The following is a 26,419-nucleotide window of genomic DNA, read 5'->3' on the forward strand; positions in this document are numbered from 1 at the left end:
ACAACAGAAAAATTCATCTGCTGTACGTACAGCTGTTTAAGACAAAGAGGAGGTATCTGTGTCCAGACGTGAAAAATTACTGAAACAGGATTTGGTTGCTCATATCCGGAAAGACCGGGGGAGTTTCAAGAAGCTGAGTGACTATTCCCGGATCATGCACCGGTTTGCGGAAAGACTGGCTAAACTGAATATACAGATCAGTTCTGCTGCGCAGGTAAAAGTGCGGCATATTGAATTATATATGAACAGCAGGAGTGATGTTTCAAAGCGAACCAGAGAAAATGAAATGTCTGCAATACGGGTTATGTTACGTCAGGCCGGTAAACATAAAATGGCAGATCCTGAACATCCCCGTCTCAGCAATAAGGCGTTAGGTATTTCAGGAGGAAGCCGTAAAGGGACAAAGAAATTAATTAAGGATGAGCGTTTTCGGGAAATTCTTCAGCGCGTGGAAGCAAAAGATAAAGGGGTGGCCGCTGTTGTTAAACTGTCACGTTATCTCGGTCTGAGAAATGAAGAGGCTGTCCAGTCGGTCAAATCGTTACGGACGTGGAAAAAAGCGTTACAACGGGGAGATGAAAAAATAAGAGTGATTTTTGGTACGAAAGGGGGACGGGAAAGAATGACGACGGTTGTTGACCGGGATAAAGTTCTTGATGCTGTTAATTACGCACTCAAATATGCCAGTGAGCATAATGAACGTCTGATAGACAGAGATAATCTTAAGTCGGCAATGGATTATTATCTTAATACATTACGACGTTATGGAGAACTGAAAGGCGGAGATGAGACCGCACACAGTTTTCGGTACAGTTACGCCGCAAGTGCCATGAAATATCATATTATGAATGGTTACAGTTATAAGGAGGCACTTGCACTGACATCAATTGATCTTGGTCATGGCGATGGCAGAGGGCGATATATTGAACAGGTTTATTGTCAGTTATTAGGCTATGAGTAATAACTTATATCGATTTTGTACGGGTAAATATTACGAATTATACTATTTTGATGAAAATAATTTCTGTGATGGCGATTACAAAAGATTTGTCTTTGTGATCACGCTACCTGGCGCGATATATTGATTCCTGATATCAGGCTGAGTTTGAATGTGAAGGATCAGCAGATAAATGGGACATCTATGATGAATGGGATATCTGTGAATCCATTGCGGATTATTTTGATGTGGTGGGAGATTTTAACTGTGATATCAGACGGACGGGAAGAAAAATACTGATGAAAGGTACCTGTGTTTTTCCTCCAGGAGAACCGGTTAAGGGAACACATAATATTCCTCTTTGGGGCGATGTTGAATAACTTGACATCCATCTTTTGTGCCTTAAAAATATACAGGCTAACTTTGTTACCTTCGGGTGACCACCAATGTTCCGGCAGTCTGTGAGGAACGCCTTCGGGTGGCTGCATTCAACACCTCCTGAGCCTGAAAGGACGGTGCATTCCACGTGAATGGGGCAAATCTGCGCGCTCTTGAGAGCAGAATGTCGTCACAAAAAGCGTATTATGACGCGACGATGAGGGCTTTTTATACTTAATTTGTGCGGGGGTGTTCCGCATGGCGGTTATGTACCCTGTCTGATGGCAGTAGCGCATGGCATTTTATCTTCGACTGTGCTGGCGATAAAAGCATCGTGCAGCCCTGCTGTTTTGTCATTTATTACCCTGTCGGGAACATGCTTCCCGCAGGGCGGATGTGTTCCCGTAATTTTTTGTATCTGAGGTGAACACATGAATAGTCTGTTAATACTCCTTTACGTTGTTGTATGGCGTGTCTACACCATTCTTCGGGTAATCGCACCAGAGTCGGCGGCCCGTGCGTGGTGTGAGTATCACTTGGAGGGCATGTCGATCCTTCGTTATACGTACCGCACACTTGCAAAGGCGGCAGAAATGCGTGAAGGAGAAGCACCTCTTCCTCCGAAGGGGGGGCGGTTATCTTGAAAGCCTCGCACATTATTTGGGTTACAAAAGCGGCGATGAAAAGCTGGAATCAGGATTTCTCCGGCTGTTTCTGTGGCATATATGTGCGAAAGGTCATGTGCTGGGCGCTCTTATGGAGATGGAGGCACGTGTGTGCAGATACAATCCATGGGAGTACGGCTGGACTCAGTGTGTCTATATTGACAGAAATGAATATTTCGAATGAGTTTTACTGAGCTGAAGCATTAATCCCGTATTGATGTTTCTGTCCCCTGACGGGTGTTTTTGTCCGTCGGGGTGAAGACTCCCGTTTCTTTCTGCAGGAGTCTTTATGTCAACGTTTATTTTGTGCCCTGAACCGGGCATCTCTTCTTTTTTCCGGCGAATGACGGCTCAGTTGCGGGTGTTTTTTTCCCGCAATAACCTGTCATATTACAGTCGCTGGTACACCAATCCGGCCGGCAATCTGAGCGTCCGGGTCTGTATGTTCCGTCGTGGCGGTGTCTGGACACCCTGTCTGTACTACCGGCAGGGAATGCACCGCAACGAGTACACAGGCTGGTATCAGCCGTTACCGCGTGAAGTCATTTGTCTGAACCGGTTTACCGGGCGGATATCCCGTCGCAGGACCTGGCATGCTGCCTGCCGTATGGCGGAACAACTGACCACCCTGCGTTACCGGTTTGGTCTGCAGGCTGATGGATGAAAGCGTCGTACAGTCTTGCTGATTTATCATTTATTACCCTGTCGGGAACACGCTTCCCGCAGGGGAGATGTGTTCCCGTGATTTTTTGTCTCTGAGGTGAACACATGAATAGTCTGTTAATACTCTTTTACGTTGTTGTATGGCGTGTCTGCACCATTCTTCGGGTAATCGCACTAGTGTCGGCTGTCCGTGCGTGGTGTGAGTATCAACTGGAAGGTATGACGATACTTCGTGATGCGTACAGCTCGCTGGCAAAGGCGGCTGGAATGCAGAATGATGCATTTGCATATTCTGAAAGTATTGCACGTCATCTGGGCTACAAAAGCGGTGGTGACCAACTGAAATCAGGACTTTTCCGGCCGTTTCTGTGGCATATACGTGCGAAAGGCCACAGGCTGGGGGCTGTCATGGAGATGGATGTATGGAAGACATGGAAGAACGGCTGTAACGATGTCTGCAATCCATGGGAGCGTGGATGGAACGATGGCTGGACTGAATGTCTGAATCAACGTGTAGCCGGCATCCTGAAGCAGGTCTGTGTTGACTTTTCCGACGCAGACTGAACGGTTTTTCTTTTACTTACTGCACCGTGTGTCTGCGCCGGTGTTTTCCCTGACGGGAATTTTGTTCCGTCAGGGACAGGGCTTCCGGAACAGACGGAGGTCATTATGTATTTACCCTTACTTGTTCATTATTCAGCACTGCAGACGCAGTCTGCTCTGCTGGCGCATATCAGCCAGCTGGAAGGTGAGCTGATGCGGTTACGTGCCTGGCAACGGCTGGGTATTACCCCGGAGCTGGATGATGAGACGGAGCCTTCACTGGTCTGCGTGCATCTGTGGGATACCGGCGAGGCACTGGGCTGGCTGCTGTATGACCTGGAGCAGGAGAACATTCCTGCTCCGGGAGTTCAGGCTCGTCAGGTGCTTGACAGTCTGATGGCGCCGGGGCGTGAAATTAATCATGAAATCTGGACTGACAGTATCAGTACCGGAAAGCTGACGGCCGGAGCGGATGCCTGTTTTGCCCGGCACGACATGATGTAGTTCATAACCTGACCCTGACGGGGGGTGCCCTCCGTCAGGAAGGCATTCCCCGTTGTTTATTTTTAATCTGACCATGAGGAATGTTCCATGTCTGAACTATCTTCACGTCCGGCCCGTGAGCCGGTGGTATATACCCTTGAGCAGGTAGCCACAATACCGGAAAAGCAGTGGCATGCTTTTGTTCTGGCCGTAACAGAAACCTTCTGGCAGTTGCCGGAGGCGTTACGGCCGCAGAATGCGTATTTCGGCTCCCTGACCCGGGCATCTGAGTTGTTTCCGGTAACGGACATTCTGGCGTTTTACAGCCGGTCTGCAGACGGGCTGTGGTCGGTGAATGTCACCATTGAACGGGAGCATCGTCAGAACATTCTGGTGCTTAAGGAGCTGAATTTTGGCCGCCAGCCAGGGGATTTCTTTGCCCGTACGGTGTTTGTGCTGCTGCACAATCTGTGTCCGGATTGTTTCCGTATTCATTCCACTGCCGGTGGTGCCAGCTGGTCACTGCCACTGAAATGGATAAAACGATTTCTGGGACATGAGAATTTTTCTGCTCCGGAGTCTGTATTAACCACCCCGGTAAGGGGAGATGCGTTTGACCGTTTACTGCTGCAGTTTCTGTCCGGTCAGGGGCGACAGTTATCCCCGGATGACTGGTCAGCACTGGAAGAGGCTGAACATCAGCTTTACTGGCTGCGTGTACTTGCCGGTGGACACTGACAGAACACCGTTGTTTCTTTTCATTTACCCGGAATAACGCCATCGCGTATTCCGTCATTCATATACCCCGGCAGGGACATATCCCTGTGGGGAGAGTCCCTGCGTTATTCAGGAGAATTGTTATGGGACTCGATATTTACTTTCTGGCTCGTGATAACCATCAGAATGGTACCGTTGTGGAAACACAGGAACATCAGGAAGTGGGGGCTTTCCGTAAGGTGATGCCGCTTCTGACATGGTTCCGTAACCATACTGATGCTTCGGATGAGCAGCATACTTTCCCTGTAACACGCCGGTCACTGGCTGCATTATTGCGTGACCTCAGTATGCTGACGCCGGGAAACTGCCACAGCCTGTTTCCTTATGTCAGAAACTCGTGTTTACGGGGTGAAGACTATGCTGATGACTACTGGTATGACGTGAATGACATAAAAGCGTGGGTCAGCGATACGCTGAAGACGTTTGATTTTGAGCGTCGTTCACTGGTGATGCTGGCGTTGTGGTAATGCCGGAGGACAGTATGAAATCAGCCTCAGTAAAAGAAATGCCATCAGCAGAGCAGGTTACCGTTATAAGACGCCAGGCGTTTCTGGCATATCTGTCTGGTGATGACGCTCACATGGGGGAGCTGTACTGGTACATGCTGATTAACAGAATGTTGCCTGATTGCCCCTGTGAAGCATGGCATTTTGTGGCGTTTCCTGATGGTGGCGGCTACATGGTGCCTTTGCCTCCGGAGGAAGATATATTCCTTACAATTCGGGGGCTCCGTGGGACTGATTACACTGTCACTGCAGATGCTGCCGGTATAATTCTTACCACAGGGATTCTGTCTCTGCGGATGCATTTGCATTGCCTGAAAGGTAACGATGAGATGATGCGGTTCTGCAGGACGCGTCATTCACAACTGATGGTATTTGCCGGAACGCATCCGGAGCGTGGTGTGACGGGTGTAATTTTGAGTGAGTATAACTTCTGCAGTCGTTATTCCTGATAACTGGTTGCTTAATCTGAACCGCTGGCGGAGGGGGTAACCTGACCGCCATTCATCCCGTGAGGGCATTGTTCCTCACGGGACAATGCCCTCTTTTTACATCTGATAGATAAAAGAGGAGCATAAACCATGTCTGAATGGTGCCAGAATCGTTTTGAAATTACCGGTAAGTCAGTCTGCCTGGATGTGCTGACGCAGTGGATTGAAGGATGTGAGACACCGCGTTACCGCCATGCCATACAGCAGAGTATACAGCTGTTTCTGGCCGGTTGTGCCGGACTGGTGAAACCCACCCGGACGACGCAGTATCCGCCATATCCGGCGCTGGTTCGTCACGGTACGGGGTTGTCATCTCCGGCTAACCAGGCATTTGAACAGTGGCTGGGGCTGCTGGTAAAAGACGCCGTACTGGATGAAGAGACGATAAAGACTATTGACCGCCTTTATCACCAGTCATGTATTGGCGCAGTCCGCTGGGGGAATCTGCCGGAAAATGCCCGGGAGATAATCACTGCGTTAATGCGTTGTCAGTATTCTGACTGGTTTGGTCTGGTCGGACTGAGCGAACATATTGATGCCGGAGCCTGCTGGAGCCGTTTGTCGGACTACCCGGAGCAGGCGCAGCCCTGTGATATGCTGATGGTCATACCCTCCCGTCTGGCCACAGAGCTGAACGGTTCAGGTGGACTGCTGCAGGGCATTTCCACCACGACCAGCCTTTACTGCCGGATATACGGTGTGGAGTGGCCATCAGGTCACAATGTCCGCTGGGTGCGTGATGAGATGAGCAGTCTGGTGCTGCTGACAGACACGCCCTGGTATCCGCCTTCAGGTGAGCTGGTTGGTGAAATCTCGAAGGTGTTCGACTGTGAGATACGGCACTGGTACAGCGAGCCTGTCAGAGGCATACAGGGTTACAACTGTTATGACGGTGGTGAACATACGGACAGTGACCCGCAGGCCGAATGGCCGGGCAGGGAAACACTTCCTCAGCCCCGGCTGTATCTGGTGGAGGAGCGCGCTGAAGAACAGACAGAAGCCGCGCCTTTACCGGTTCCGCTGGTTTCAGGCCAGTAATTAACCTCAGGGTGCCACATTCGTGGCACCCGTTTTTTCCTGTCATCTTTCATTTCAGCCCGAAGGGGAACACCTGTTCCTCCCCGGGGCCATGTGTTCCCTGTTTTTACGGAGAAGCACATGACCACCTTTATCGACCATCAGAAAGCCTTCATTTCGCTGTTTAATCAGACGGCCCGTTATCACAAACGCCATAAGGTGTTTGAGGACTTTGTCAGCTGCAGTGTGATTGCCCTGGAGAACCGGCTTCAGTTCAGTGAGGCACGGGAGCAGAAGTTCCTGCGAATCGTCAGTGGTTATGAAAAGCAGGATGTTATCAACATTGCGCATTTGCTTGCCCATGTCATTGAGGGGCTGGAGCAGGGTTTCTGTGACTTTCTGGGCAGCGTGTTCATGCAACTGGAGCTGGGGGATAAATACCGGAGCCAGTTTTTCACGCCATGGAGTGTGGCCAGCATGATGGCACAGATGCAGCTGGGGAATGTGAAAGCGTTGTTTGAGAACAAACCCTTTATCACGCTCAGTGAACCTGCCTGTGGTGCCGGCAGTATGATTCTGGCTATGGCTGACACCCTGAACCGTTCGGGGTATCCGGCATACCGCAGGATGTGGGTGTCAGCAACGGACATTGACCCTCTGGCAGCTGGTATGGCGTATATACAACTGTCGCTGTGTGGTGTGGCAGGAGAAGTAGTGATTGGCAACTCATTGTGTAATGAGCGGCGCCGGGTGCTGCTGACGCCCGGGCATTACCTCGGGAACTGGTCATATCGCCTGCATCATATCCGGGAGCAGGCAGCAGCCTGATGTTGCATGCTTTTTTACTGCGCCAGCCTTCGGGCTGGCTTTTGTTGTTATTTCTAAGCCATCTGCAGCTCTTTAATTGAAACTCAGAATAGTCAGTTCACCTTCCGGGAGGGGGGTACTTCAATGTCAATCATCTGTTCTCCAGTGAGCAGTCTAAAGGCAGTTTTAAGAATATCGCTTATTTGAGAATGTTTACTGCTCATGAATTCATGCGGGACGATAAGTCACTGAGTGCTCAATAAAGTGGCATTAGCTAGGGAGGGTAAGAATTTTCTTATTCCCGGGGCGGGATCTTGGGGAGGGATGAGTATATTTATTGCGGTATTATAATAATTCGCGTGATTATAACTATTGGTCTGTTTTGGCGTTTTTTTAAAGTTTGATGATGTTTGATGGATGTAATGTTAGTGAATATTTGCACGATAATTAAGTTTTGTTTTTTTTTGATTTTTGTGAGAATTGTTTTTTGATGGATGTCTAATTTAATGCAAAAAAAATCCCGCATTGTTGCGGTGTGAGTTTTGTGTTTTTTGCGCTTATTCGATCTTTTATGTTGGTTTTTCGTGGTTGCTTGGTGTTTTGTGCTGTGATCGTTCTCATTTTTTTTATTTAAAATTGCATATCTTGTTTTGTTTAGCATAAAAGATCGTAAAAATTGTGTTTTTCAATGGAAGACTCTGTGTTAGATTTCTTTTGCAACAGAATGTTGCCAGAATCTTCGATTTATACGGATATATGGTTAGTGCTAGGTGTGAGGAGGTAAGAGGTTCTGAGTTTAGAGTTATCAATAGTTTTTGGAAATACAGTGATGAGAGATAACTGTTTATTTCTTACCAAGACCCAGGGTGAGTCTCTGATGCCAGGAGAAATGCCAGAGTTTCAGTTTTGGTTATTGGTTGAAATATCGCCTATCCATAGTGAGAAAATTATTCTTGCTCTTAAGGATTTTCTCGTTATGGGCTATTCACGAAAAGAGGTTTGTGAACGGCACAATGTTTCGCCAGGATATTTTTCTGGGGCATTAGGACGGTTTCAACGTGTTCACTTAACGGTTGTCCAGCTTACACCTTATTATTCGCAACCAAAAAAATATATGTTGGATAAATTTAGTGATGCAGGATAATAATTCACTATTTTGAAAATAGCCAAAACACTCGGTGAATAAAAACAAATAACTGATATTTGTTGGTATCAGAGCATCTTATTTAGGTGTTCTGACACCAGCGCATATATATGTGTTGGTTTGTTTATCATCTTTAATAAAACAAAGGAATTTTTTAATGAAAATGATTAAAACTGTTATGGCTGGCGCAGTTGCAATGGCTCTGGTTTCTTTTGGTGCTAATGCTGCAAATCAGGGACAGGGCGTTGTTAACTTCAAAGGTACTGTAATTGATGCTCCGTGTGGTATTGCGCCGGAATCTGCGGATCAGTCTATCGACTTTGGTCAGATCTCTAAATCTCATCTGAATGCCGATGGTATTTCTGTGAAGAAAGATCTGAACATCAAGCTGGTTAACTGCGAGCCGGGTAAAAATGTAGCAGTTACATTTACTGGTGCGACTATTTCCGGGGCTGCAACTGAACTGGGTACTGCCGGCGATACCGGTACTGCTGTAGTGATTTCTGGTCAGGATGGCAAGCTGATTTCTTTCGGTACTGAAGGTGCTGCCCAGAGCCTGAAAGAAGGAGATAACATGCTGCATTACAGCTCTTGGGTGAAAAAAGCCAGTGGTGCTGAGTCTGTGAAAGAAGGTGACTTCACCGCTGTTGCTAACTTCAATCTGACTTACAACTAATCACCCCTCTCCGGTTTTTAACCGTCAGATAAGCAGGGGCGTCAGCCCCTGCGATTACCGGTAAAGAATAAGGAATACTGCATGTTCTGGCGCGTGATCCTTTCGGTAACATTTTTCCTGTGTGCAGCGGCTCAGGCTGCGCCATCGCCCTCCTTTCCGCCGTCGGGGATGACCCTGCCGGAGTACTGGGGAGAGGAGCATGTCTGGTGGCATGGCCGGGCGAGTTTTAAGGGGCAGGTGATTGCTCCGGCCTGCACGCTGGCCATGGAAGACACCTGGCAGGCGATTGATATGGGGGAGACCCCGGTTCGTGATTTACAGGACAGTTTCGCCGGTCCTGAAAAGAAATTCCGTCTGCGGTTGCGTAACTGTGAGCTGGCAGGAACGGGCAAGCGGGTTTATACGGCGAGCCGTGTCCGGGTGACCTTTGATGGTCTGCAGGGCGAAACGCCTGACAAATTCTCGCTGACCGGTCAGGCAGAAGGTATCAATCTGCAGATACTGGATAACTTGGGCTATCCGGCTCGTGTCGGTAAAGTGATGCCGCCGTTATTGCTGAACGGAAATGAAGAGGGGCTGGATTATACCCTGCGGGTTGTCCGTAATGGTCAGCCGTTAAAGGCGGGAGATTATTATGCCGCATTACGTTTTAAGGTGGATTACGAATAACAGGGTGAACAGAAATAACAACCGGTAACAGACGGAAGCTTCCCGGTATTTAATTAACTATTCCGACAGAGGAACTGAAATTAAATCCTGCATGCAGGAGGGGGACACTTTGTCTTTATTTCCGGGAGCAGTCTGTATTAAAGGTGGTGGCTGATAATGAAAAATAATACCTCTTTTGCTGTTAACGGCATTACATATGCGCTGATGCTTTCCCTGGCAGGCGCACCGGCTTATGCCGTCGACTTTAATACAGATGTTCTGGATGCAGCAGACAGACAGAATATTGATTTTTCCCGGTTCTCCCAGGCGGGATATATCATGCCCGGGCAGTACCAGATGGAAATTATGGTGAATGACCAGGGGATATCACCGTCGGCATTTCCGGTGACGTTTCTGGAGCCGCCGGTTTCCGGTCAGGACGGAAAGAAGCCGTTACCGCAGGCCTGTCTGACGCCGGAGATGGTCAGCCGGATGGGGCTGACGGCGGCTTCTCAGGAGAAGGTCACATACTGGAATAACGGGCAGTGTGCGGACCTCAGTCAGCTGCCGGGGGTGGAGATACGCCCGAATCCGGCTGAAGGGATGCTGTACATCAATATGCCGCAGGCCTGGCTGGAGTATTCCGACGCCTCCTGGCTGCCGCCGTCCCGCTGGGATAACGGTATTCCGGGGCTGTTGTTTGACTACAACATCAACGGGACGGTGAACAAGCCGCACAAGGGAAAGCAGTCACAGTCACTGAGCTATAACGGGACTGCGGGTGCCAACTTCGGTGCCTGGCGTCTGCGTGCGGACTATCAGGGCAACCTGAATCACACCACCGGCAGTGCGCAGGGGACGGACAGTCAGTTCACCTGGAGCCGTTTCTACATGTACCGCGCCATCCCGCGCTGGCGCGCAAATCTCACACTGGGTGAGAACTACATCAATTCTGAGATTTTCAGCTCCTGGCGCTATACCGGTGCCAGTCTGGAAAGTGATGACCGCATGCTGCCGCCAAAACTGCGCGGTTATGCACCGCAGGTCTCAGGGATTGCGGATACGAATGCGCGCGTCGTGATTTCGCAGCAGGGACGCATCCTCTATGACTCCACCGTGCCGGCAGGTCCGTTCACCATTCAGGACCTGGACAGCTCCGTGCGTGGTCGACTGGATGTTGAGGTTATCGAGCAGGACGGGCGGAAAAAAACGTTCCAGGTGGACACGGCATATGTGCCGTATCTGACCCGTCCGGGCCAGATTCGTTACAAGCTGGTTTCCGGTCGTTCGCGTAACTACGAGCACACCACGGAAGGGCCGGTCTTTGCTGCCGGTGAGGCATCCTGGGGTATCAGTAACAAGTGGTCACTTTACGGTGGCGGTATCGTTGCCGGGGATTACAACGCCCTGGCAGTGGGTCTGGGTCGTGACCTGAATGAGTTCGGTACGGTATCTGCTGACGTGACCCAGTCCGTGGCCCGCATTCCGGGAGAAGATACAAAGCAGGGTAAATCCTGGCGTCTGAGCTACTCCAAACGTTTTGATGACGTGAATGCGGATATCACCTTTGCGGGTTACCGCTTCTCTGAACGCAATTACATGACGATGGACCAGTACCTCAATGCCCGTTACCGGAATGACTTCACGGGACGTGAGAAGGAGCTGTACACCGTCACGCTCAACAAGAACTTCGAGGACTGGAAGACCTCGGTCAACCTGCAGTACAGCCATCAGACCTACTGGGACCGCCGGACATCTGACTATTACACGCTGTCGGTGAACCGTTACTTCGATGCCTTCGGGTTTAAGAACGTTTCCCTGGGGCTGTCCGCATCCCGTTCGAAATACCAGAACCGGGATAACGATTCGGCATTTGTACGTCTGTCCGTGCCGTGGGGAACCGGTACGGCCAGCTACAGCGGCAGCATGAGCAATGACCGTTACACCAACACCGTGGGGTACAGCGACACGCTGAACAAAGGGCTGAGCAGTTACAGCCTGAACGCCGGTGTGAGCAGTGGCGGTGGTCAGCCATCGCAGAGTCAGATGAGCGCGTACTACAACCACAGCAGTCCGCTGGCCAACCTGTCAGCGAACTTCTCTGCCGTGGAGAACGGTTACACGTCATTCGGTATGAGCGCATCCGGTGGTGCAACGATTACCGCGAAAGGCGCGGCCCTGCATGCAGGGGGCATGAACGGAGGAACCCGGCTGTTGGTGGACACCGATGGTGTCGGAGGCGTGCCTGTCGACGGCGGCCGGGTCTCCACCAACCGGTGGGGCATTGGTGTGGTGACGGATGTGAGCAGCTATTACCGCAACACCACCTCAGTGGACCTGAACAAGCTGCCGGAAGACATGGAAGCCACCCGCTCGGTGGTGGAATCGGTCCTGACGGAAGGGGCCATTGGTTACAGGGAGTTTGAAGTCCTGAAAGGAAGTCGTCTGTTTGCCGTGCTGCGTCTGGCAGACAACAGCCATCCGCCGTTTGGTGCCAGCGTGACTAACGCGAAAGGCCGTGAGCTGGGGATGGTGGCAGACAGCGGTCTGGCCTGGCTGAGCGGGGTGAATCCGGGTGAAACCCTGAATGTCGGCTGGGACGGCCGGACACAGTGTGTGGTGGATATCCCGGCAAAACTGGACCCGGCACAGCAACTGCTGCTGCCCTGCCGTAAGGCGAACTGACGGAACGAGGGGCTGACTGCCGGTCATCTTCACTGGCCGGCAGTCAGTAACCCCGTACAGGCATAAATCGATAAGTGGACGGTGTTGCACCACAGGCGACACCGGAGCCAGAACTGAGAGAAGAAAAGATGCTGAAAATGAAACCGGCGCTGAAAAAAACGCTGATGGCGGTAGCGTGCCTGAGCGCAGTACCGGCAGCCCAGGCTGCTATCTCCCTGGACCGTACGCGTGCGATTTTTAACGGTGGTGAGAAATCGATGACGCTGAATGTGGTCAATGACAACAAACAGCTTCCGTACCTGGCGCAGGCCTGGATAGAGAATGAGAAGCAGGAAAAAATCACCACCGGACCGATTGTGGTCACTCCGCCGGTGCAGCGTCTTGAGCCGGGAGCCAAAAGTATGGTTCGTCTGGCCAGCACCCCGGATATCAGCAAACTGCCACAGGACCGGGAATCCCTGTTCTACTTCAACCTTCGTGAAATTCCTCCGAAGAGTGATAAGGCGAATGTGCTGCAGATAGCCCTGCAGACCAAAATCAAGCTGTTTTACCGCCCGAAAGCCATTGAGGCGAAACCCAATGCAGTCTGGCAGGACCAGCTGGTGCTGAACAAAACCAGCGGAGGCTACCGGATTGAAAACCCGACGCCGTATTACGTGACGGTGATTGGCCTTGGCGGCAGTGAAAAACAGGCGAAGGAAGGCGAGTTTGAGGCCGTGATGCTGGCACCGAAGTCCACGCAGACGGTGAAATCCGGAACATACAGCACGCCGTACCTGAGCTACATCAACGACTACGGCGGACGTCCGGTTCTGCAGTTCAGCTGCAGCGGAGACCGTTGTACGGCGGTGAAGAAATAAGCGCGCAGTGACAGGATTAACCGGAGGTGCCGGAGATGAACAGGACAACAACAGGACTCTGTCTGGCTGCGCTGCTGGTGAGCTGCAGCATGAACAGTGTGCTGCGGGCAGATGAGCTGCTCATGCGGGATAACTTTTTTGTGGCAGATGAGACCCGTCACCAGTGGGTGAATGAGCACAATGGCCGTACCGGGATGCTGACAGTCAGTGGTGCGCTGCTGTCATCCCCGTGCACGCTGGAGACGAATGAAGTGGAGCTGCCGCTGCAAAAAAGTACGGAAGGCATCATGACGCGTTATGTGCTGAAGCTGAATCTGCTGGGGTGTGGTGACGGTGGTGCGGTGACCTCTGCCACTTCGGTGGCAGGGCGTGACAGCATGATGGTGATGCAGAGTGCCCTGTTGACGGGAGTGGAGGATGGTGTGCTGCAGCCAGAACAGCGGATGGTCAGCACGGGACGTGCGGTTGTGTACGGTGGTGCAAACCAGTTCACTTACTGGCTGAGTGAGGCTCAGCAGCAGGCACTGGCGGGTCAGCAGGCGACAGACCGTGCGCAGGGGAAACCGTACATGAACCCGCGGGACAACACGGCCCTGTTGCGTCTGCGGCTGGATTATGAATAAGGAGAAGAACGGTGAATAAATACAGTATGCACGGAGCATTATTCAGCGTCCTGTTATCGGTGGTGTTTCTGCCTGTATCCGGCTATGCCTCGGAACTGGGATTTAAGGGCAATCTGCTGGACAGACCCTGCCAGATTGCCCCGTCTTCAACTGCACAGGATGTGACATTCAGAGAGACGGCCACTCCGCTTTATCACGTCTGGCCCGGCAAAAGTTATGAAGAGAAATTTCAGATAAAGCTGGTTAACTGCCATACCTCCACAATGGGGAAGGTGGTGCAGCTGACATTCAAAGGCTCAGAGGAGCCCGAACTGCCCGGATATCTGCAGGTCAGTGGGGTGAACAGCGGGAAACTGGGAATAGGTATTATTGATACTGATGGCAGCAGCCTTCTGAAACTGAATCAGGTACATAACGGCGGACAGGGCAATAAGGTGGAAAAGGACAGTGTGACGCTGGATTTTAAAGCATTTGTTCAGGCCACATCCGAAGCCATTACAAACAAGGCCGTTCAGCCGGGGGACTATAGTTCCACGGCAACTTTTGAACTTTTATATAAATAAAAAAGCGGGAGTTCTTGTATGAAAAAGAAGATGACGGGAGTTATGTTACTGGCAGCATTATTTTCGGCAGCCTCTGCGCAGGCGGCGGATAATCTGCAGTTCAGAGGAAATCTGGTTATTCCAAATTGTACGATTAATAATGGTGATCCTGTGGAAACGGACTGGGGGGGCGTGGAAATCCAGACTCTGGGTAATCCTAATACTCCTTCACATGAAAAAGAACTGAGCATCTCCGTAAAATGTCCGTATGCCCTTGGCACCCCTAAAATGAAACTCTCCGGTGCTGCTCATACAACAGCAGGAGAAAAAGGGCTGCAGACTTCAAAATATGATGAAGGTCTGCTGATTTACTTACGTACAAAAACTGCTGGTAGCTGGATTTCTTATAATACTGAACAAAATATTCCGGCTGATAGTATTAGCGGAAATGGTACGGATAAAACTCTGACCATGTATGCGTCACTGGGATATTACAAAAAAATGGAAGATTTGAAACCCGGTCCATTCACTGCCGGCGCAACATTAGAAATGCGTTACGAATAATCAACAGCCCGGGCTGATTTTATGTTGTCCATAAATATTTCTTTAAAACGGATTGTTTTTGTTTCCTGTTTTTTACTGAGTTGCATGAGCAGTCTGTTATTTTCTCTGACCGGAACGGCCCGGGCAGCAGAGGACGAGGGGCTTCCCGGTATTCTGCGTTATGCGCAGAAGCAACAGGGGGAAACGCAGAGTGTAAATGAAAAGGCAGAAAGTTCTCCGGACAGAGTTAGTGTCGCCGGAACAGACCTGAAACGTCGTCTTGCCCGTAGCGAAACGGAATTGCGGCAGCTCAGGAAGGAGAACCGTCAGCTTCGTGAGCAACTGAAACAGGCTTCAGCGGTGGATGACAGCAGGGAGGTTTCAGGCCTGAAAAAACGGCTTCAGGAGCAGGATGCAGCCCACAGGAAGACACTGGGAGAGCTGACGGAAAAGGCTGAGAACGCCAGAAATCAGCTTGCTCAGGAAGTTGTTGCACTGAAACAGCAACTGGCAGAGCGGGAGCAAACGGAGAAAGAGAAGGCCGGAGAGGAGCAGAAACTGGTCGAAACGCAGGTAAAACTGGCTGCATCGGAAAAGGAGAATGAAGGACTGAAGTCTTCACTGGATGAACTTAAGGTGAAGATGGCACAGATGCCTGTGGTGGATACAGCGCAACTGGGCACGCCTGAGAAACAGCAGACATATGCCGCAGGGGTGATGATGGGCAGGGATATTTTGTCCCTGCAGGCGGCAAATGCGTTGTCAGGTATTAAGACTGATAACCGTGTTCTCCTGGCCGGTGTACGGGATGCCCTGAACCGTCAGGAACTGCTGAATGAAAATGTTCTGCAGGCGGCTCTGTCAGAGGCCGAGCAGAGTATTCGTAAGGCCCGCCTTGAGACTGCGGCCAGGTGGAAGAAAGCCGGGGCCACGTGGCTGGAAACGTTCAAAAAGCAGAAAGGTGTACAGAAAGACAGTAGCGGATTCTGGTACCGGATTGAGCATATCGGCGATGGTGAACTGATTAGCAGTGACGATACAGTTGTTGATGTGGTTGTGGTGGAAAAGCTGACGGACGGTACAGTCATCGAGGATATGGATGCGCGGGGAACGGTGATATCCCAGCCGCTGGGTGAATATCCTCCTGTGTTCCGGTCGGCACTGTTATTACTGAAGAATCACGGCTCGGTGACGGTGGCAGCGCCGCCGGAACTGGCTTACGGGGATGAGGGATACCCACCCAAAGTGCCGCCGGGAGCGACGATGGTGTACACCATCCGGGTTGAAGATGTGAAGGCAGAGAATACTTCACCGGATAAACAGAAAGACAGAAATACGGTTGCGTCAGAGAAAACAAAAGGAGCGAAAAAATCATGATGCTGAAAAGATGCAGACTCGCGGGACTGATGGCTGCCGGCCTGTTGCTGACATCCGCTCAGGCACTGGCGGTGGATGTGCCGATTAAAATTACCGGGACAATACAAATTCCGCCCTGCGAGGTGAATGAGGGAAGAGAGATTGTGGTGGATTTTAAGGATGTCTCCGTAACGGATGTAGCTAATGAACGAAACCGCCGTAAGGTGGATGTTCCGTTCAGGTGCAGCTATTCCCAGGGGACAGCTTATGTGAAGGTGACGGGGACCCAGCTGGGCAGCAATACAAATGTTCTGAAAACGGATGTTGATAATTTTGGTATTGCTCTCTACCAGGGGGACGGAACTGCAACAAAACTTGTTCTGGGAGACGGAAAGCATAACGGACAGGATTCGATCGGTTATCCGATACAGAGTGGTCTTTCCGGAAAAGATAGCGGAACATTTACGTTTACAGCCATTCCTTTTAAAGAGGGGAATAAAGAGTTGACAGCTGGGGTATTCACTGCTTCAGCTAATATGAGTATCAGTTATTTTTAATAAAAATTTGGTTTTGTCGGAGGTGGAAGAATGTGCCATAACATAATGAGTATTGATGCAGAATATGTGACGAAACATATTTAAAGCTCTATTTTGAAGTGTGTGGTGAGTTAAAAATAAAAGTGACAATGATAGTTTTGTTGTTAATATTTTTCTTAATAGCTGTTCGGGGGGGCACAGATGTGATATGGATATGAAGTTATAAAAGGTAAATTGTCAGTTTGCATTCAGTGCTGTGTCTTGTAAACATGGAAGTACAGGACTCTGAATCCCGGAATCTTTAGGGTGTCAGTCGCAATGAGAATTATTTGCCTGTAACAGTTAAATACAGCCATAAGGTAGAGGAATATATGCGACGCAGTGCGCTAAATCCTGATTCAGTTCATGCTGCGCTTAAAGGGTTTTCTTGTTAACGGAAAAATCGGAAGGGAGTATTTTGTATCTATGGTATCAGTCCGGGATATTTTTCTCATTAACTTAACCAGTTAAGGCATTGTAGTCGAATTATTATGGATTTACTTCCTTACTACGTGTGTGATGATACGGATAATATTCAAAATGAAAAAATACATTAAACCGGCGTTCCTGGTTCTGCTTACCGGCATGTTACTTGGTGGATGCGAAAGCAAACCTGGTATCAAACCTTTACAGCAGACGACAGAAATAAAATCAGCTAGTAGTTCAGGAGATCGTTTGGATGATGTTGAAAAGATGGAACGCTGTCGGCGTGAACTAGAGGCGCTGAAGAAAATAGATTCGGCGGTATATAACAAACGTAAAGCGGAATTTGACAAGCTGGTTTCAGGGGCATCGCTTTATAACGGCGTAAGAAGTGATGTCGGAAATTATACCCAGAGTGCAGTGGATGCATTGTACCGGTTTAGATCAGATAAGCTTTGTGCCGATATAGCAAGTGAAGTATTGTTGGGACTGACTAAGTGATGCCATTAAATTATACATTGGGTAACAATTATGTTAAAATATAAGTTATATCTTTTTGTTTTAATCTTTAGTTGGGGTGAGGCTAAAGCTGAGGCTTTCAGAAATTACTTTTGGGTATTAAACACATTACCATCTGTTGAGGTCGTTCATTCAGAAGTTGTTGACTCTAAGAATGTGGCGACAGTTAGAGTGAAGGGGTTATCTGGCTTTTTTAACGCTCGAATAATGTATGGAAGATGTAAAGATGATGGTTCAGATAAATATACAGAGGTTCAAGGGAATAAGACGCAGTGGGTGTTGTTGCCAAAAGAATATGAGTATGGAAAGCTGAAGTTTTCACTTAAGGATATTAATCATCCGTGGATACCTCCTACAATAAATGTTTCCGCTCCTTCTGGATATGATGCATTTATAAATCAGCCGCAGAGAAGGAAATGGGTTTTAGGTGATTGCTGGCCTGAAGGGTTTATTCATAATGCTGTTGAAACGAATTGGCAAGATTTGGTTTTCTCTTTAGAAATTGACAGAAGAACGGCTGTTCCGGGACATTATGATTTATCTATTCCATTTTACTATGGATTTGAAGAATTCAAAACAACAACTGGCATGACAGATTCATCTGAACTACCTTATAAAATACCAGGGATATTGATAAATACTGCTCCTTTATTTATACCCGTATCTCTCGATGTAAAGTCTGCGTGTCAATTTGATGTGTCCTCAATAAATCTTTCCCATGGCATAATGGCTGGACGAAATGCTGATGGTAATCAGACAAAGCCTTACAACCTCAATGTGACTTGTACGCCAGGAACGTCGTTGTCAGTGAAACTTCTTGGTACGCAAAAAGTATCTGGCAAAACAGATAACTATACACAGTGTGGAACCGGTGGGGTGTGTGAGCTGACATTTGATAATGGTAAATATGATGAAACCATGACAATTGATAACAGCAAGACGCTATCCATTAAATCCACTTACAGACTGAATGATATTACCAAGCCGGTGGCTGGAGATTTTGAAGGAAGTGGTGTGTTGCAGGTGCTGGTAAATTAAAAATTTATTGTTCCCTTTGTTTCTGTTTTGTCATTAGTTCTGAGTTAATTGGGGCGAAGTGAGTATATGGGCTGGGTTTCCATAACTGGTGTAAATATGCGTTCACAACCTGACTGTTATGAAAAAATCATCCGTTTTATGGAAGAGCAAAATGCGTCCGTATCACCACTGAAAACGCGTGAAATTGCGGATGGTTGCGAAATGTCTGTTTATCTGGCGCTTTATTATCTCCGAGAGCTGAATCGGCAACATATCGTGGAACCCGACCGCAGTGGTAAGGGAAGTGCTATATACTGGCATCTGGTGAATTGATTATCTGAATCTGGTAACTGAATCATGAAGGTTGTGAAATACCTAAAAGCAGATTGGTATCTTTTTGTGCCTAACCTATCTGAAACAAACAGTGATTATAAAATAGTGCTGTATATATGATGACGATAGATGTTCATAGCCATGAAGCGAAAGGAGAACTATTCTTTGATTTCAAAAATATTTTATTGCGGCCTTTTAGGACTTCTTTTTATCAATAAGTGCTTTGCATATGGATGGCAGTCATGGGTTAAAATAAGTAGTGTTGTGCAGCCAAATGTTGTCAGCGTGAATCTTCCCTCTGTCGTAAAACAAGGAGATTTGGTTCATGTAACTTATAATATTCCATCAGGGGTATCATACAGAGGTGAGTTAAAACGAACTTATGGACCTCTGACCTGCACAGAGCCATATTATAATATGGAGTTGGGTGGTGTACTAAAATTTCCTGATAATATTTCAGCTAATTTAATGGATCTGGAGTTTGTATCTGTTGATTCTTCTGTAAAGCAAATTTTTAAATTTATAGATGGCTCTGTCGGTGTGTATGATGTCTCAGGAAAAACACCTCAGAGTTGCCAGTATTATGAAGGGTTATTGGATAAAGCAAACAATATATGGTATGGAACAGGAAGAAGCATTACTGTCACGTATCGGGTTGTAAAATTAAAGGGAACGGGTAATGATATTCTGACTGTCAATACCGCATTTACACCTACCCGCAGGCAGGAAAGTGCAGAGCCATGGATTAATGGTGCGAGTATTACTGATAATCTGGGGAGTACAGCTTCAGTGTCATACCAGATAGTGGACTTTTGTTCTCTGGATGTTAATAGTACAGAGGGAATTACGTTAAAGCATGGGGTATTAACTCCAGACGCAGTTCAGGGGCACAGAGTTTCGAAAAATATTAACTTTAGTTGTACAAATGGTACAAGTGGTAGTGCCAGATTATATCTTTCAAATCAGAAGAATGAACACGATATAAAACTTTCCAATGGATATAATTCAATATTACGCTTAAGTAAAAACAGTGTGTCAATTCCGCGAGGAGGGAAAGAAACGGTAGAGCTTACCTCAACTTTAAATGCATCAGAAATTGTTGCTGGTGAATTTGAGGGGCACGATGTGTTAACAGTGCTTTTCGATTGATAAGTTTTCTCATTTGGCTTTGTCTCACTAGTGTCTGTGCAGTATAAGTAGTTTATTTATACTCCTTATACTGTGGTTTTTATTATTCATAAAACAGGTTCAACAGATGTATAAAAATAAACTTCTTTCTCTTTTTTTATGCCTGACATTGTCCGGCACAGCATATGCACAGAAATATGCAACATATTCGGTGCTGGATAAACCAGTGGTGAGCACCGTTCAGGACAATGAAACTGTGGTTGAGTTTTTTTCTTTTTATTGTCCTCCCTGTTATGCCTTTTCTCAGGATTACGGCATTGATAAAGCCATCCGCGAAAGTCTTCCTCCGGGGAAAAAACTGGTCAAGTATCATGCCGGTTTTCTGGGAGAGTTAGGAGAGGAGCTGACCCGGGCGTGGTCAGTAGCTATGGTACTGGGCGTGGAAGATAAGGTTGAGCCGCTGTTATTTGATGCCGTGCAGAAAACGCGGAGACTGAAATCAGCAGAGGATATTCCGGGGATTTTTATCCGTGCGGGTGTTTATCCGGGAGAATATATGCGGACGCTTGCCAGTAAGGAAGTGGCTGATATGACAGAGAAGCAGAAACGTCTGTTCAGAGAGTATGGCGTGACCGGCACCCCGTCCGTGTATGTCAACGGCAGATACCGTATTGAGAACAGTGCATTTCAGGCAGACAGTGTGGAGGCTTTCCGTAAAAGCTACATTGCTGCGGTGAACGCACTGACTGACCGGACAGATAAATAAGTTGCTGTAATCATGGAGGCCGTATGGGTTGCCGGATGCAGCAGTTATGAAACAACCGGCGTAATACATCTGTTAAGGGAGGGCGGTATCAGTGCGGAGCTTTTCAGACCGGGAGAGCGACTCCGGACCAGAGACACGCTGATACTCTGTTTCAGCAGTGCGCCTTTGCTGGGGTGGTGGCGGTATCTGAAGATAACACAATGGGTGATGCATCGTTATGATATCAGGTTGATTGTTCTGTGCCCTGATGAGGTATATCGGGCTGGTATTGTATGTGGCAGAAATACAGTGGCAGTGAAAGGAGAACGCAGTTGTATTCATTTGTCCCGGTCATTACAGCAGGCAGTACAGCGTCGTCTGCCGGAGGAGATACTGACTCCTTATCAGGAATGTGTCAGGTTGTTTTTTCTGGAAAGGGCTGTTCAGGCCCTGCAGATTTATCCCGCTGGGGAGTCTGTGTACCCGGCGGCAAGAAGGGCATACTACCGGCGTGAGCAGATGGTTCTGCGTCTGGGGTTTACGTCGCTGCTGAAGCTGAAAGTATTCATGGCTGGTTTTATCAGGTAACAGAGCTCATTCATATCTGAAGAAGGACGCGTTTCCCGACGTGGAGGGCCGGACGGAGAAGGTAATTATGTGTTGTCGGTGCAGAAGAGGACAGTTCGGGATATATGACTGCCGTGAGCGACCTGTCGGGGGAAGGTTGCTGCTTGCGTTTCTGGCGGGTTTTGTTTCCGGGGCGTCTGTGGTTATTTATGCGCTGAGCTATATATAAGTGTGTCGTATTATTTCAGAGGAACAGGAATGAAGTCTGGTATTTCGGTAATGCTATCATTTATAAGTTTTGTTGCGATGATGGGGCTCTGGTTTATTGTATGGTTTGGTGCAGACTGGTTGCATCACTATTACTGAGTATATTTCAATGAGTATTTTATAACATAATGCACCCTAGTTCTTTTGGTGACGTGTTATATCTTTTCCAGAGTCTGAAGAAAAGAATCTGAAAATATCTCGGGTTTGTTGGGGGGCGAAAAGGGGGGGGGGTTACAGATGAGGTAAATCATGCAATTTGCGGATTTTTTTAAACTATACAAAGAGTTTGGTATAGAAATTGTGTTTTTGGGAGGTGTGTTGTTTTTTTTATATAGGCTGATGCTTCCTGATAATATAGAGGTCGTTTCTTCTTTGTTGTCCAGATTCAGGAAAAAAAGCAGACTCAGAAATCTTCTGGAGAATGATTTCTTGTCTCCTGAGGGGCGAACGAGAGTTAAGTTGGAGTTGAATCAGCTTAATAATATGTGGTTGACAGGAATGTTAAAACCGGGAATTGCAGAAGCGGCAGTTATCCTGACGATTGAAAATAATCTTCGCGCACGTTATCTGTATGGTTGGCGTGTATGGTTATATGAAAAAAATGGACGAATTGTTTTTGATGGACAGAAGTATAAGAAATTTCTTTTCATTAATTATTCGGTAGGTGTTCTTGTTGGGCTGTTAACGACGTTGTTTATTATTGCTGTATATTATCAGGGGTTTTATCCGGAATTTAGTCGAGGTGCTTTTCCTGCAGCGATAAACTTAATTGTATTATGGGTGATAATATACATGGCATTCCGGGTTCCTGGTAAGAAAGCGACATTACAAATGAAACGATATATTGAGCGTTATAATAATAACAGAGAAGTAGAATGTAAAAGAAGAGTAGGGTTGCATTGATTTACGGGTTTGGGTAATGAAGAGATAGTTCCGTAAGTTACGGGTAATAACAATTAGCCATATTGATTTCATTCAGGATGTTAATAAGGCTTAGTGTTTCAGATATTTATAGATCTTGCCGTGATGATGGGGCTAGTCTCTTGTGTGGTTGGGTACTTACTGGTTACGCCATTATTACTGAACGTATTGTAGACTGAATATTTCACACCAGAATATATGTCGGGAACCATAATTAAAATCAAAACGGGTGAAGATGTTCTGTCCGCAGCCATTCACCGTATTGAATGGCTGTTTGATACATTCTCTTCTGTTTGCCTGTCTTTTTCCGGAGGAAAGGATTCCACCGTACTCTTCCATCTTGTGGCCGATGTAGCCTGCAGGAAGAAGCGTCGTTTCTCTGTACTGTTCATTGACTGGGAAGCCCAGTATCAGTGCACCATTGAACATATTCAGAAAATGCGGGAAATGTACCGGCATGTGACGGACACCTTTTACTGGGTGGCTCTTCCCCTGACCACGGTAAATGGTGTCTCGCAGTTTCAGCCTGAGTGGATATGCTGGGAGCCAGGAGTGACCTGGGTTCGCCAGCCACCGGAATACGCCATTACAGATATGGCGTATTTTCCCTTTTACCGGTATGCCATGACTTTTGAAGAATTTGTTCCGGCATTTTCTTCCTGGTTTGCCGGTAACCGGTGTGGAGTGGCAGTACTGACCGGTGTCAGGGCGGATGAATCCCTCAACCGCTTTATGGGACTGGTGTCCCGGCGAAAACTGAGATATGCCGATGATAAACCCTGGACTACGGCGTCGCCGGAAGGTTTTTACTACACCATGTATCCGCTGTATGACTGGAAAGCCCGCGATATCTGGATATATAACGCCAGAACCCGTGCCATCTACAATCCCCTGTATGACCTGATGTACCGTGCCGGCGTGTCGTTACGCAACATGCGTGTCTGTGAGCCTTTTGGCCCGGAACAGCGTAAGGGACTATGGCTTTATCATGTTCTGGAGCCAGAAAACTGGGCCAGGATGTGTGAGCGGGTGTCAGGAGCTGCCAGTGGAGCGCTTTATGCCAATGAAAGCGGTGCCTATTTTGCCCTGCATAAACGGATATCAAAACCTGCTCATCATACCTGGCGCAGTTACGCGATGTTCCTGCTGGATGTGATGCCGGAAAGAACAGCAGAACATTATCGTAATAAAATTGCTGTCTATCTGCGCTGGTATCAGACGAGGGGCTTCCCGGATGATATCCCGGATGAACAGGAGAATGACTTGGGATGCCGGGATATCCCGTCGTGGCGACGTATCTGTAAGACACTCATAAAGAATGATTTTTGGTGCCGGACCCTCTCCTTCAGTCCGAACAAACCCCGGCACTATGAACGGTACCTGCAGCGTATGAAGGAAAGGAGGAAGGAATGGGGGATTCTGTAACAGCGGAGATACTGGGCAACATGATTCGTCAGTATTTCAGTCAGGTACGAACTGAAAAAGAGACCATACAGGCCCTGAATCACCTGCGTAGGGTGCTTCATGAGGCCAGCCCTTTTGCACAGGAGCCTGTGGACTGTGTGCTGTGGGTGAAAGCGGATGAAGTGGTGGCCAACGATTATAATCCCAATGTCATGGCACCGGGTGAGAAGAAACTGCTGAAGCAGTCACTGGAGAAAGATGGCTTCACACAACCGGTGGTGGTGTCTGAGGAAAAGAACCGTTACCTGGTAGTGGATGGTTTTCATCGCCAGGTGCTGGGCAGGGAGGCGGGCACAGGTAAACGCCTCAAGGGCTGGTTGCCTGTAGTCTGTATTAATCCGGAAAGGAAGGGACAAGCTGAACGTATTGCCGCGACCATACGACATAACCGGGCCAGAGGAAAACATCAGATAAACTCAATGTCTGATATTGTCAGAGATCTTTCACGTTTGGGCTGGTCGGATGAACGCATTGGTACAGAGCTGGGGATGGACCAGGATGAAGTGCTGCGGCTGAAACAGATTAGCGGACTGACGGAGCTGTTTCTGGAAGAAAATTTCAGCCCCGCGTGGATAGTTGATTGACCAGTTTTAAGTTATGTCAATGACCAGAATTTGTGAGGCCGAAAAAGGACCGGGATCAATATTAATATTGTTGTTGGTTTTTAATATAGATCTTATATCCAGTCTTACTGGCGTATTTACGGGAACAAATACCTTTCCGTCTTCCGGAATGCCTTCGATACTTAACTCCGACTGTAGCCCTGCCTTTATATCAATGATTTTTTTTGTGCCTGCAGTTTGTCCTTCAAACCATTTCAGTTGGAAGTAGGCTCCTTCACCTGTACAGGATAACTGTACTGGAGAACTGACCTGGTGGTTATTGACTTTACTGGCACTGAGTTCGCCATGATTTAATAAAATATCACGCCCCGGACCTACAGATGCGGAACACCAGTTCTTTACATTTGTGGTCAGGGTAATGTTAACAGGTTGAAAATAGTGTTGAAGATTTTTTATTTTGTTAATGATTTCTCCAGGTGAATATTCTGAACGACCAGATATGACTTTCACATTGGTATTAATGGTGGAGCTTCCTGCGCTATATATTTGGGACACCCGATATGTCGCAGTCATGCCATTCCCTACAAAAACCCAGTTTGTTCTGTATCCGGACGCATCTCCGCCAGGTTGATAATCAGAACATATTCTGGGTGCTGTACCTGTTGTAATACCCAGATTTTCTGGCTCAACGAGAGATAGTCTTAAATTATCCATATCAATAGTTTCAGGCCATTTATAGGCTTCATATTTGTATGGTCTCACTGATGGTGATACACACCACCCATCGCCACTGGTATGAACTGCAGTTCCGGTGTATCTGGCAGAACCTGGAGGGGTTTGTGTCAGGATTCTTACGATATCTCCCTGTTTCAGAAACGCTGGAACTTCAGTGACAGAGGAGAAAGATGCTGTCAGAGTTGAGCTATGTATATAGTTATTCATTTGTGCGGTGCCGTTTAACGGGATAATTCCGGACAGCATAAAAAAATATAGTTGAACTGCTTTCATGTAGTTATCCTCATTTCTTCTGAAATTTAGTATTTTTTCTTTTCAGAGTGATATTTTGTAGTTTTAAAACAGATGTGTGTGTATGATTTATGATAGGGGCTTATAAGCTTTTCATGTGTGTTAGTTTTTTCTCTTAGTGGGTTGAGGATTCTGTCTGGTTGTAGATTGTATATACAGGGTGATAATTTTGTTTTATACCGTGAACGCATGAGAATTACTTTCAGTAATATTGGCTGAGTGAATTGAATGGCATAATTTCGGAAATGCTTTTGGAGTGAATTCTACTGGAGGCAGGTTGAGAGTAATTATCTGTGAATGGGGAAAGTCCAGAAATATTCGGGTTGAGTATCTCTGACCAGTAACTGGTTGTACAGCAGCCTCACTGCAATACTGAGCAACGGCAGAACTTCCTATCAGGCATTTCATCAGCTAAAGGACGTGGTCAGTGAACCGTCCGGGAAGAATATACATCTGTCGCTAATCAGTCCGCTGATTGCCACTCACCGGACAGAATAATTTCCCAACACCGGTAATGAGTTAATGGTGGT

29 protein-coding genes and 1 pseudogene are annotated in these 26,419 nt (G+C 47.8%); 29 read left to right on the top strand and 1 reads right to left on the bottom strand.

What is annotated here, in order from left to right:
- Positions 1-58: 58 nt before the first annotated feature.
- The 29 genes and pseudogenes from FEK50_RS20090 to FEK50_RS20240 all read left to right on the top strand — a co-directional run bounded on the left by FEK50_RS20090 (position 59) and on the right by FEK50_RS20240 (position 24,884).
- Positions 59-961 (top strand): integrase domain-containing protein, encoded by a 903-nt coding sequence (locus tag FEK50_RS20090; protein WP_138211674.1) that lies wholly within the window; start codon positions 59-61, stop codon positions 959-961.
- A gap of 785 nt (positions 962-1,746) precedes the next feature.
- Positions 1,747-2,164: pseudogene (locus FEK50_RS24795) on the top strand (hypothetical protein).
- Between the two features lie 105 nt (positions 2,165-2,269).
- Positions 2,270-2,644 carry a hypothetical protein gene (locus FEK50_RS20105; protein WP_000102861.1) on the top strand — a complete coding sequence of 125 codons (375 nt, stop codon included), beginning with the start codon at positions 2,270-2,272 and terminating at the stop codon, positions 2,642-2,644.
- 104 nt (positions 2,645-2,748) lie between these two features.
- Positions 2,749-3,207 (top strand): hypothetical protein, encoded by a 459-nt coding sequence (locus tag FEK50_RS20110; RefSeq protein WP_135524447.1) that lies wholly within the window; start codon positions 2,749-2,751, stop codon positions 3,205-3,207.
- 105 nt (positions 3,208-3,312) lie between these two features.
- Positions 3,313-3,690: a hypothetical protein gene (locus tag FEK50_RS20115; protein ID WP_131161940.1), complete on the top strand. Its 378-nt coding sequence runs from the start codon at positions 3,313-3,315 to the stop codon at positions 3,688-3,690.
- Between the two features lie 87 nt (positions 3,691-3,777).
- Positions 3,778-4,407, top strand: coding sequence for a hypothetical protein (locus tag FEK50_RS20120; protein ID WP_138211675.1), 630 nt, complete (start codon positions 3,778-3,780; stop codon positions 4,405-4,407).
- 122 nt (positions 4,408-4,529) lie between these two features.
- Entirely contained in the window at positions 4,530-4,913 is a 384-nt protein-coding gene (locus FEK50_RS20125; RefSeq protein ID WP_135524448.1) for a hypothetical protein, read from the top strand.
- A gap of 14 nt (positions 4,914-4,927) precedes the next feature.
- Positions 4,928-5,401, top strand: coding sequence for an antirestriction protein (locus FEK50_RS20130; protein WP_167852367.1), 474 nt, complete (start codon positions 4,928-4,930; stop codon positions 5,399-5,401).
- Positions 5,402-5,530: 129 nt separating this feature from the next.
- A complete protein-coding gene (locus FEK50_RS20135) occupies positions 5,531-6,478 on the top strand; it encodes a DUF1281 domain-containing protein (RefSeq protein ID WP_135524450.1) in 948 nt (315 codons plus the stop codon).
- Positions 6,479-6,598: 120 nt separating this feature from the next.
- Positions 6,599-7,285 carry an N-6 DNA methylase gene (locus FEK50_RS20140; RefSeq protein ID WP_135524451.1) on the top strand — a complete coding sequence of 229 codons (687 nt, stop codon included), beginning with the start codon at positions 6,599-6,601 and terminating at the stop codon, positions 7,283-7,285.
- Positions 7,286-8,093: 808 nt separating this feature from the next.
- Positions 8,094-8,408 carry an adhesin biosynthesis transcription regulatory family protein gene (locus FEK50_RS20145; protein ID WP_033555783.1) on the top strand — a complete coding sequence of 105 codons (315 nt, stop codon included), beginning with the start codon at positions 8,094-8,096 and terminating at the stop codon, positions 8,406-8,408.
- 163 nt (positions 8,409-8,571) lie between these two features.
- Positions 8,572-9,084, top strand: coding sequence for a fimbrial protein (locus tag FEK50_RS20150; RefSeq protein ID WP_135524477.1), 513 nt, complete (start codon positions 8,572-8,574; stop codon positions 9,082-9,084).
- Between the two features lie 81 nt (positions 9,085-9,165).
- Entirely contained in the window at positions 9,166-9,753 is a 588-nt protein-coding gene (locus FEK50_RS20155; RefSeq protein WP_135524452.1) for a fimbrial protein, read from the top strand.
- A 156-nt stretch (positions 9,754-9,909) separates the two neighbouring features.
- Positions 9,910-12,417 (top strand): fimbria/pilus outer membrane usher protein, encoded by a 2,508-nt coding sequence (locus tag FEK50_RS20160; RefSeq protein ID WP_135524453.1) that lies wholly within the window; start codon positions 9,910-9,912, stop codon positions 12,415-12,417.
- Between the two features lie 128 nt (positions 12,418-12,545).
- Positions 12,546-13,277, top strand: coding sequence for a molecular chaperone (locus FEK50_RS20165; RefSeq protein WP_135524478.1), 732 nt, complete (start codon positions 12,546-12,548; stop codon positions 13,275-13,277).
- A 35-nt stretch (positions 13,278-13,312) separates the two neighbouring features.
- The gene (locus FEK50_RS20170; protein WP_135524454.1) at positions 13,313-13,900 is read left to right on the top strand and encodes a pilus-assembly fibrillin subunit; all 588 of its coding nucleotides are present in this window, start codon (positions 13,313-13,315) and stop codon (positions 13,898-13,900) included.
- Between the two features lie 11 nt (positions 13,901-13,911).
- Positions 13,912-14,463, top strand: a complete 552-nt coding sequence (locus FEK50_RS20175) for a fimbrial protein (protein WP_135524455.1) — start codon at positions 13,912-13,914, stop codon at positions 14,461-14,463.
- 18 nt (positions 14,464-14,481) lie between these two features.
- A complete protein-coding gene (locus tag FEK50_RS20180) occupies positions 14,482-15,006 on the top strand; it encodes a fimbrial protein (RefSeq protein ID WP_167852368.1) in 525 nt (174 codons plus the stop codon).
- A gap of 84 nt (positions 15,007-15,090) precedes the next feature.
- Positions 15,091-16,362, top strand: a complete 1,272-nt coding sequence (locus FEK50_RS20185; RefSeq protein WP_167852369.1) for an FKBP-type peptidyl-prolyl cis-trans isomerase N-terminal domain-containing protein — start codon at positions 15,091-15,093, stop codon at positions 16,360-16,362.
- Complete coding sequence (locus FEK50_RS20190; RefSeq protein ID WP_135524457.1) at positions 16,359-16,898, top strand: fimbrial protein; 540 nt, start codon at positions 16,359-16,361, stop codon at positions 16,896-16,898. The genes FEK50_RS20185 and FEK50_RS20190 overlap by 4 nt, the downstream gene beginning before the upstream one ends.
- 558 nt (positions 16,899-17,456) lie before the next feature.
- Positions 17,457-17,840, top strand: a complete 384-nt coding sequence (locus tag FEK50_RS20200; RefSeq protein ID WP_135524458.1) for a hypothetical protein — start codon at positions 17,457-17,459, stop codon at positions 17,838-17,840.
- Between the two features lie 30 nt (positions 17,841-17,870).
- Positions 17,871-18,896 (top strand): hypothetical protein, encoded by a 1,026-nt coding sequence (locus tag FEK50_RS20205; protein ID WP_135524459.1) that lies wholly within the window; start codon positions 17,871-17,873, stop codon positions 18,894-18,896.
- Between the two features lie 96 nt (positions 18,897-18,992).
- A complete protein-coding gene (locus FEK50_RS20210) occupies positions 18,993-19,208 on the top strand; it encodes a FaeA/PapI family transcriptional regulator (protein ID WP_040074505.1) in 216 nt (71 codons plus the stop codon).
- 165 nt (positions 19,209-19,373) lie between these two features.
- The gene (locus FEK50_RS20215) at positions 19,374-20,357 is read left to right on the top strand and encodes a hypothetical protein (RefSeq protein WP_135524460.1); all 984 of its coding nucleotides are present in this window, start codon (positions 19,374-19,376) and stop codon (positions 20,355-20,357) included.
- A gap of 106 nt (positions 20,358-20,463) precedes the next feature.
- Complete coding sequence (locus FEK50_RS20220; protein WP_135524461.1) at positions 20,464-21,102, top strand: DsbA family protein; 639 nt, start codon at positions 20,464-20,466, stop codon at positions 21,100-21,102.
- Positions 21,103-21,396: 294 nt separating this feature from the next.
- The gene (locus tag FEK50_RS24590) at positions 21,397-21,669 is read left to right on the top strand and encodes a hypothetical protein (RefSeq protein ID WP_240783265.1); all 273 of its coding nucleotides are present in this window, start codon (positions 21,397-21,399) and stop codon (positions 21,667-21,669) included.
- Between the two features lie 495 nt (positions 21,670-22,164).
- Complete coding sequence (locus FEK50_RS20230; protein WP_135524463.1) at positions 22,165-22,818, top strand: hypothetical protein; 654 nt, start codon at positions 22,165-22,167, stop codon at positions 22,816-22,818.
- Positions 22,819-23,034: 216 nt separating this feature from the next.
- Complete coding sequence (locus FEK50_RS20235) at positions 23,035-24,261, top strand: phosphoadenosine phosphosulfate reductase (RefSeq protein ID WP_131161957.1); 1,227 nt, start codon at positions 23,035-23,037, stop codon at positions 24,259-24,261.
- A complete protein-coding gene (locus tag FEK50_RS20240; protein WP_131161958.1) occupies positions 24,246-24,884 on the top strand; it encodes a ParB N-terminal domain-containing protein in 639 nt (212 codons plus the stop codon). Before FEK50_RS20235 ends, FEK50_RS20240 begins: the two co-directional genes overlap by 16 nt.
- A 6-nt stretch (positions 24,885-24,890) precedes the next feature.
- Here FEK50_RS20240 and FEK50_RS20245 read toward each other — a convergent pair whose 3' ends face one another.
- Positions 24,891-25,871 (bottom strand): hypothetical protein, encoded by a 981-nt coding sequence (locus FEK50_RS20245; protein WP_097292583.1) that lies wholly within the window; start codon positions 25,869-25,871, stop codon positions 24,891-24,893.
- Positions 25,872-26,419 lie beyond the last annotated feature (548 nt).

This window comes from Escherichia sp. E2586, assembly GCF_005781105.1.
Taxonomy (GTDB): domain Bacteria; phylum Pseudomonadota; class Gammaproteobacteria; order Enterobacterales; family Enterobacteriaceae; genus Escherichia.

Excerpts from the sequence above, each read along its gene's own strand:
- FEK50_RS20105 (WP_000102861.1), top strand. The coding sequence starts at position 2,270 with ATGTCAACGTTTATTTTGTGCCCTGAACCGGGCATCTCTTCTTTTTTC.
- FEK50_RS20110 (WP_135524447.1), top strand. The coding sequence starts at position 2,749 with ATGAATAGTCTGTTAATACTCTTTTACGTTGTTGTATGGCGTGTCTGC.
- FEK50_RS20115 (WP_131161940.1), top strand. The coding sequence starts at position 3,313 with ATGTATTTACCCTTACTTGTTCATTATTCAGCACTGCAGACGCAGTCT.
- FEK50_RS20120 (WP_138211675.1), top strand. The coding sequence starts at position 3,778 with ATGTCTGAACTATCTTCACGTCCGGCCCGTGAGCCGGTGGTATATACC.
- FEK50_RS20125 (WP_135524448.1), top strand. The coding sequence starts at position 4,530 with ATGGGACTCGATATTTACTTTCTGGCTCGTGATAACCATCAGAATGGT.
- FEK50_RS20130 (WP_167852367.1), top strand. The coding sequence starts at position 4,928 with ATGAAATCAGCCTCAGTAAAAGAAATGCCATCAGCAGAGCAGGTTACC.
- FEK50_RS20135 (WP_135524450.1), top strand. The coding sequence starts at position 5,531 with ATGTCTGAATGGTGCCAGAATCGTTTTGAAATTACCGGTAAGTCAGTC.
- FEK50_RS20140 (WP_135524451.1), top strand. The coding sequence starts at position 6,599 with ATGACCACCTTTATCGACCATCAGAAAGCCTTCATTTCGCTGTTTAAT.
- FEK50_RS20145 (WP_033555783.1), top strand. The coding sequence starts at position 8,094 with ATGAGAGATAACTGTTTATTTCTTACCAAGACCCAGGGTGAGTCTCTG.
- FEK50_RS20150 (WP_135524477.1), top strand. The coding sequence starts at position 8,572 with ATGATTAAAACTGTTATGGCTGGCGCAGTTGCAATGGCTCTGGTTTCT.
- FEK50_RS20155 (WP_135524452.1), top strand. The coding sequence starts at position 9,166 with ATGTTCTGGCGCGTGATCCTTTCGGTAACATTTTTCCTGTGTGCAGCG.
- FEK50_RS20160 (WP_135524453.1), top strand. The coding sequence starts at position 9,910 with ATGAAAAATAATACCTCTTTTGCTGTTAACGGCATTACATATGCGCTG.
- FEK50_RS20165 (WP_135524478.1), top strand. The coding sequence starts at position 12,546 with ATGCTGAAAATGAAACCGGCGCTGAAAAAAACGCTGATGGCGGTAGCG.
- FEK50_RS20170 (WP_135524454.1), top strand. The coding sequence starts at position 13,313 with ATGAACAGGACAACAACAGGACTCTGTCTGGCTGCGCTGCTGGTGAGC.
- FEK50_RS20180 (WP_167852368.1), top strand. The coding sequence starts at position 14,482 with ATGAAAAAGAAGATGACGGGAGTTATGTTACTGGCAGCATTATTTTCG.
- FEK50_RS20185 (WP_167852369.1), top strand. The coding sequence starts at position 15,091 with ATGAGCAGTCTGTTATTTTCTCTGACCGGAACGGCCCGGGCAGCAGAG.
- FEK50_RS20190 (WP_135524457.1), top strand. The coding sequence starts at position 16,359 with ATGATGCTGAAAAGATGCAGACTCGCGGGACTGATGGCTGCCGGCCTG.
- FEK50_RS20200 (WP_135524458.1), top strand. The coding sequence starts at position 17,457 with ATGAAAAAATACATTAAACCGGCGTTCCTGGTTCTGCTTACCGGCATG.
- FEK50_RS20205 (WP_135524459.1), top strand. The coding sequence starts at position 17,871 with ATGTTAAAATATAAGTTATATCTTTTTGTTTTAATCTTTAGTTGGGGT.
- FEK50_RS20210 (WP_040074505.1), top strand. The coding sequence starts at position 18,993 with ATGCGTTCACAACCTGACTGTTATGAAAAAATCATCCGTTTTATGGAA.
- FEK50_RS20220 (WP_135524461.1), top strand. The coding sequence starts at position 20,464 with ATGTATAAAAATAAACTTCTTTCTCTTTTTTTATGCCTGACATTGTCC.
- FEK50_RS20230 (WP_135524463.1), top strand. The coding sequence starts at position 22,165 with ATGCAATTTGCGGATTTTTTTAAACTATACAAAGAGTTTGGTATAGAA.
- FEK50_RS20235 (WP_131161957.1), top strand. The coding sequence starts at position 23,035 with ATGTCGGGAACCATAATTAAAATCAAAACGGGTGAAGATGTTCTGTCC.
- FEK50_RS20240 (WP_131161958.1), top strand. The coding sequence starts at position 24,246 with ATGGGGGATTCTGTAACAGCGGAGATACTGGGCAACATGATTCGTCAG.
- FEK50_RS20245 (WP_097292583.1), bottom strand. The coding sequence starts at position 25,871 with ATGAAAGCAGTTCAACTATATTTTTTTATGCTGTCCGGAATTATCCCG.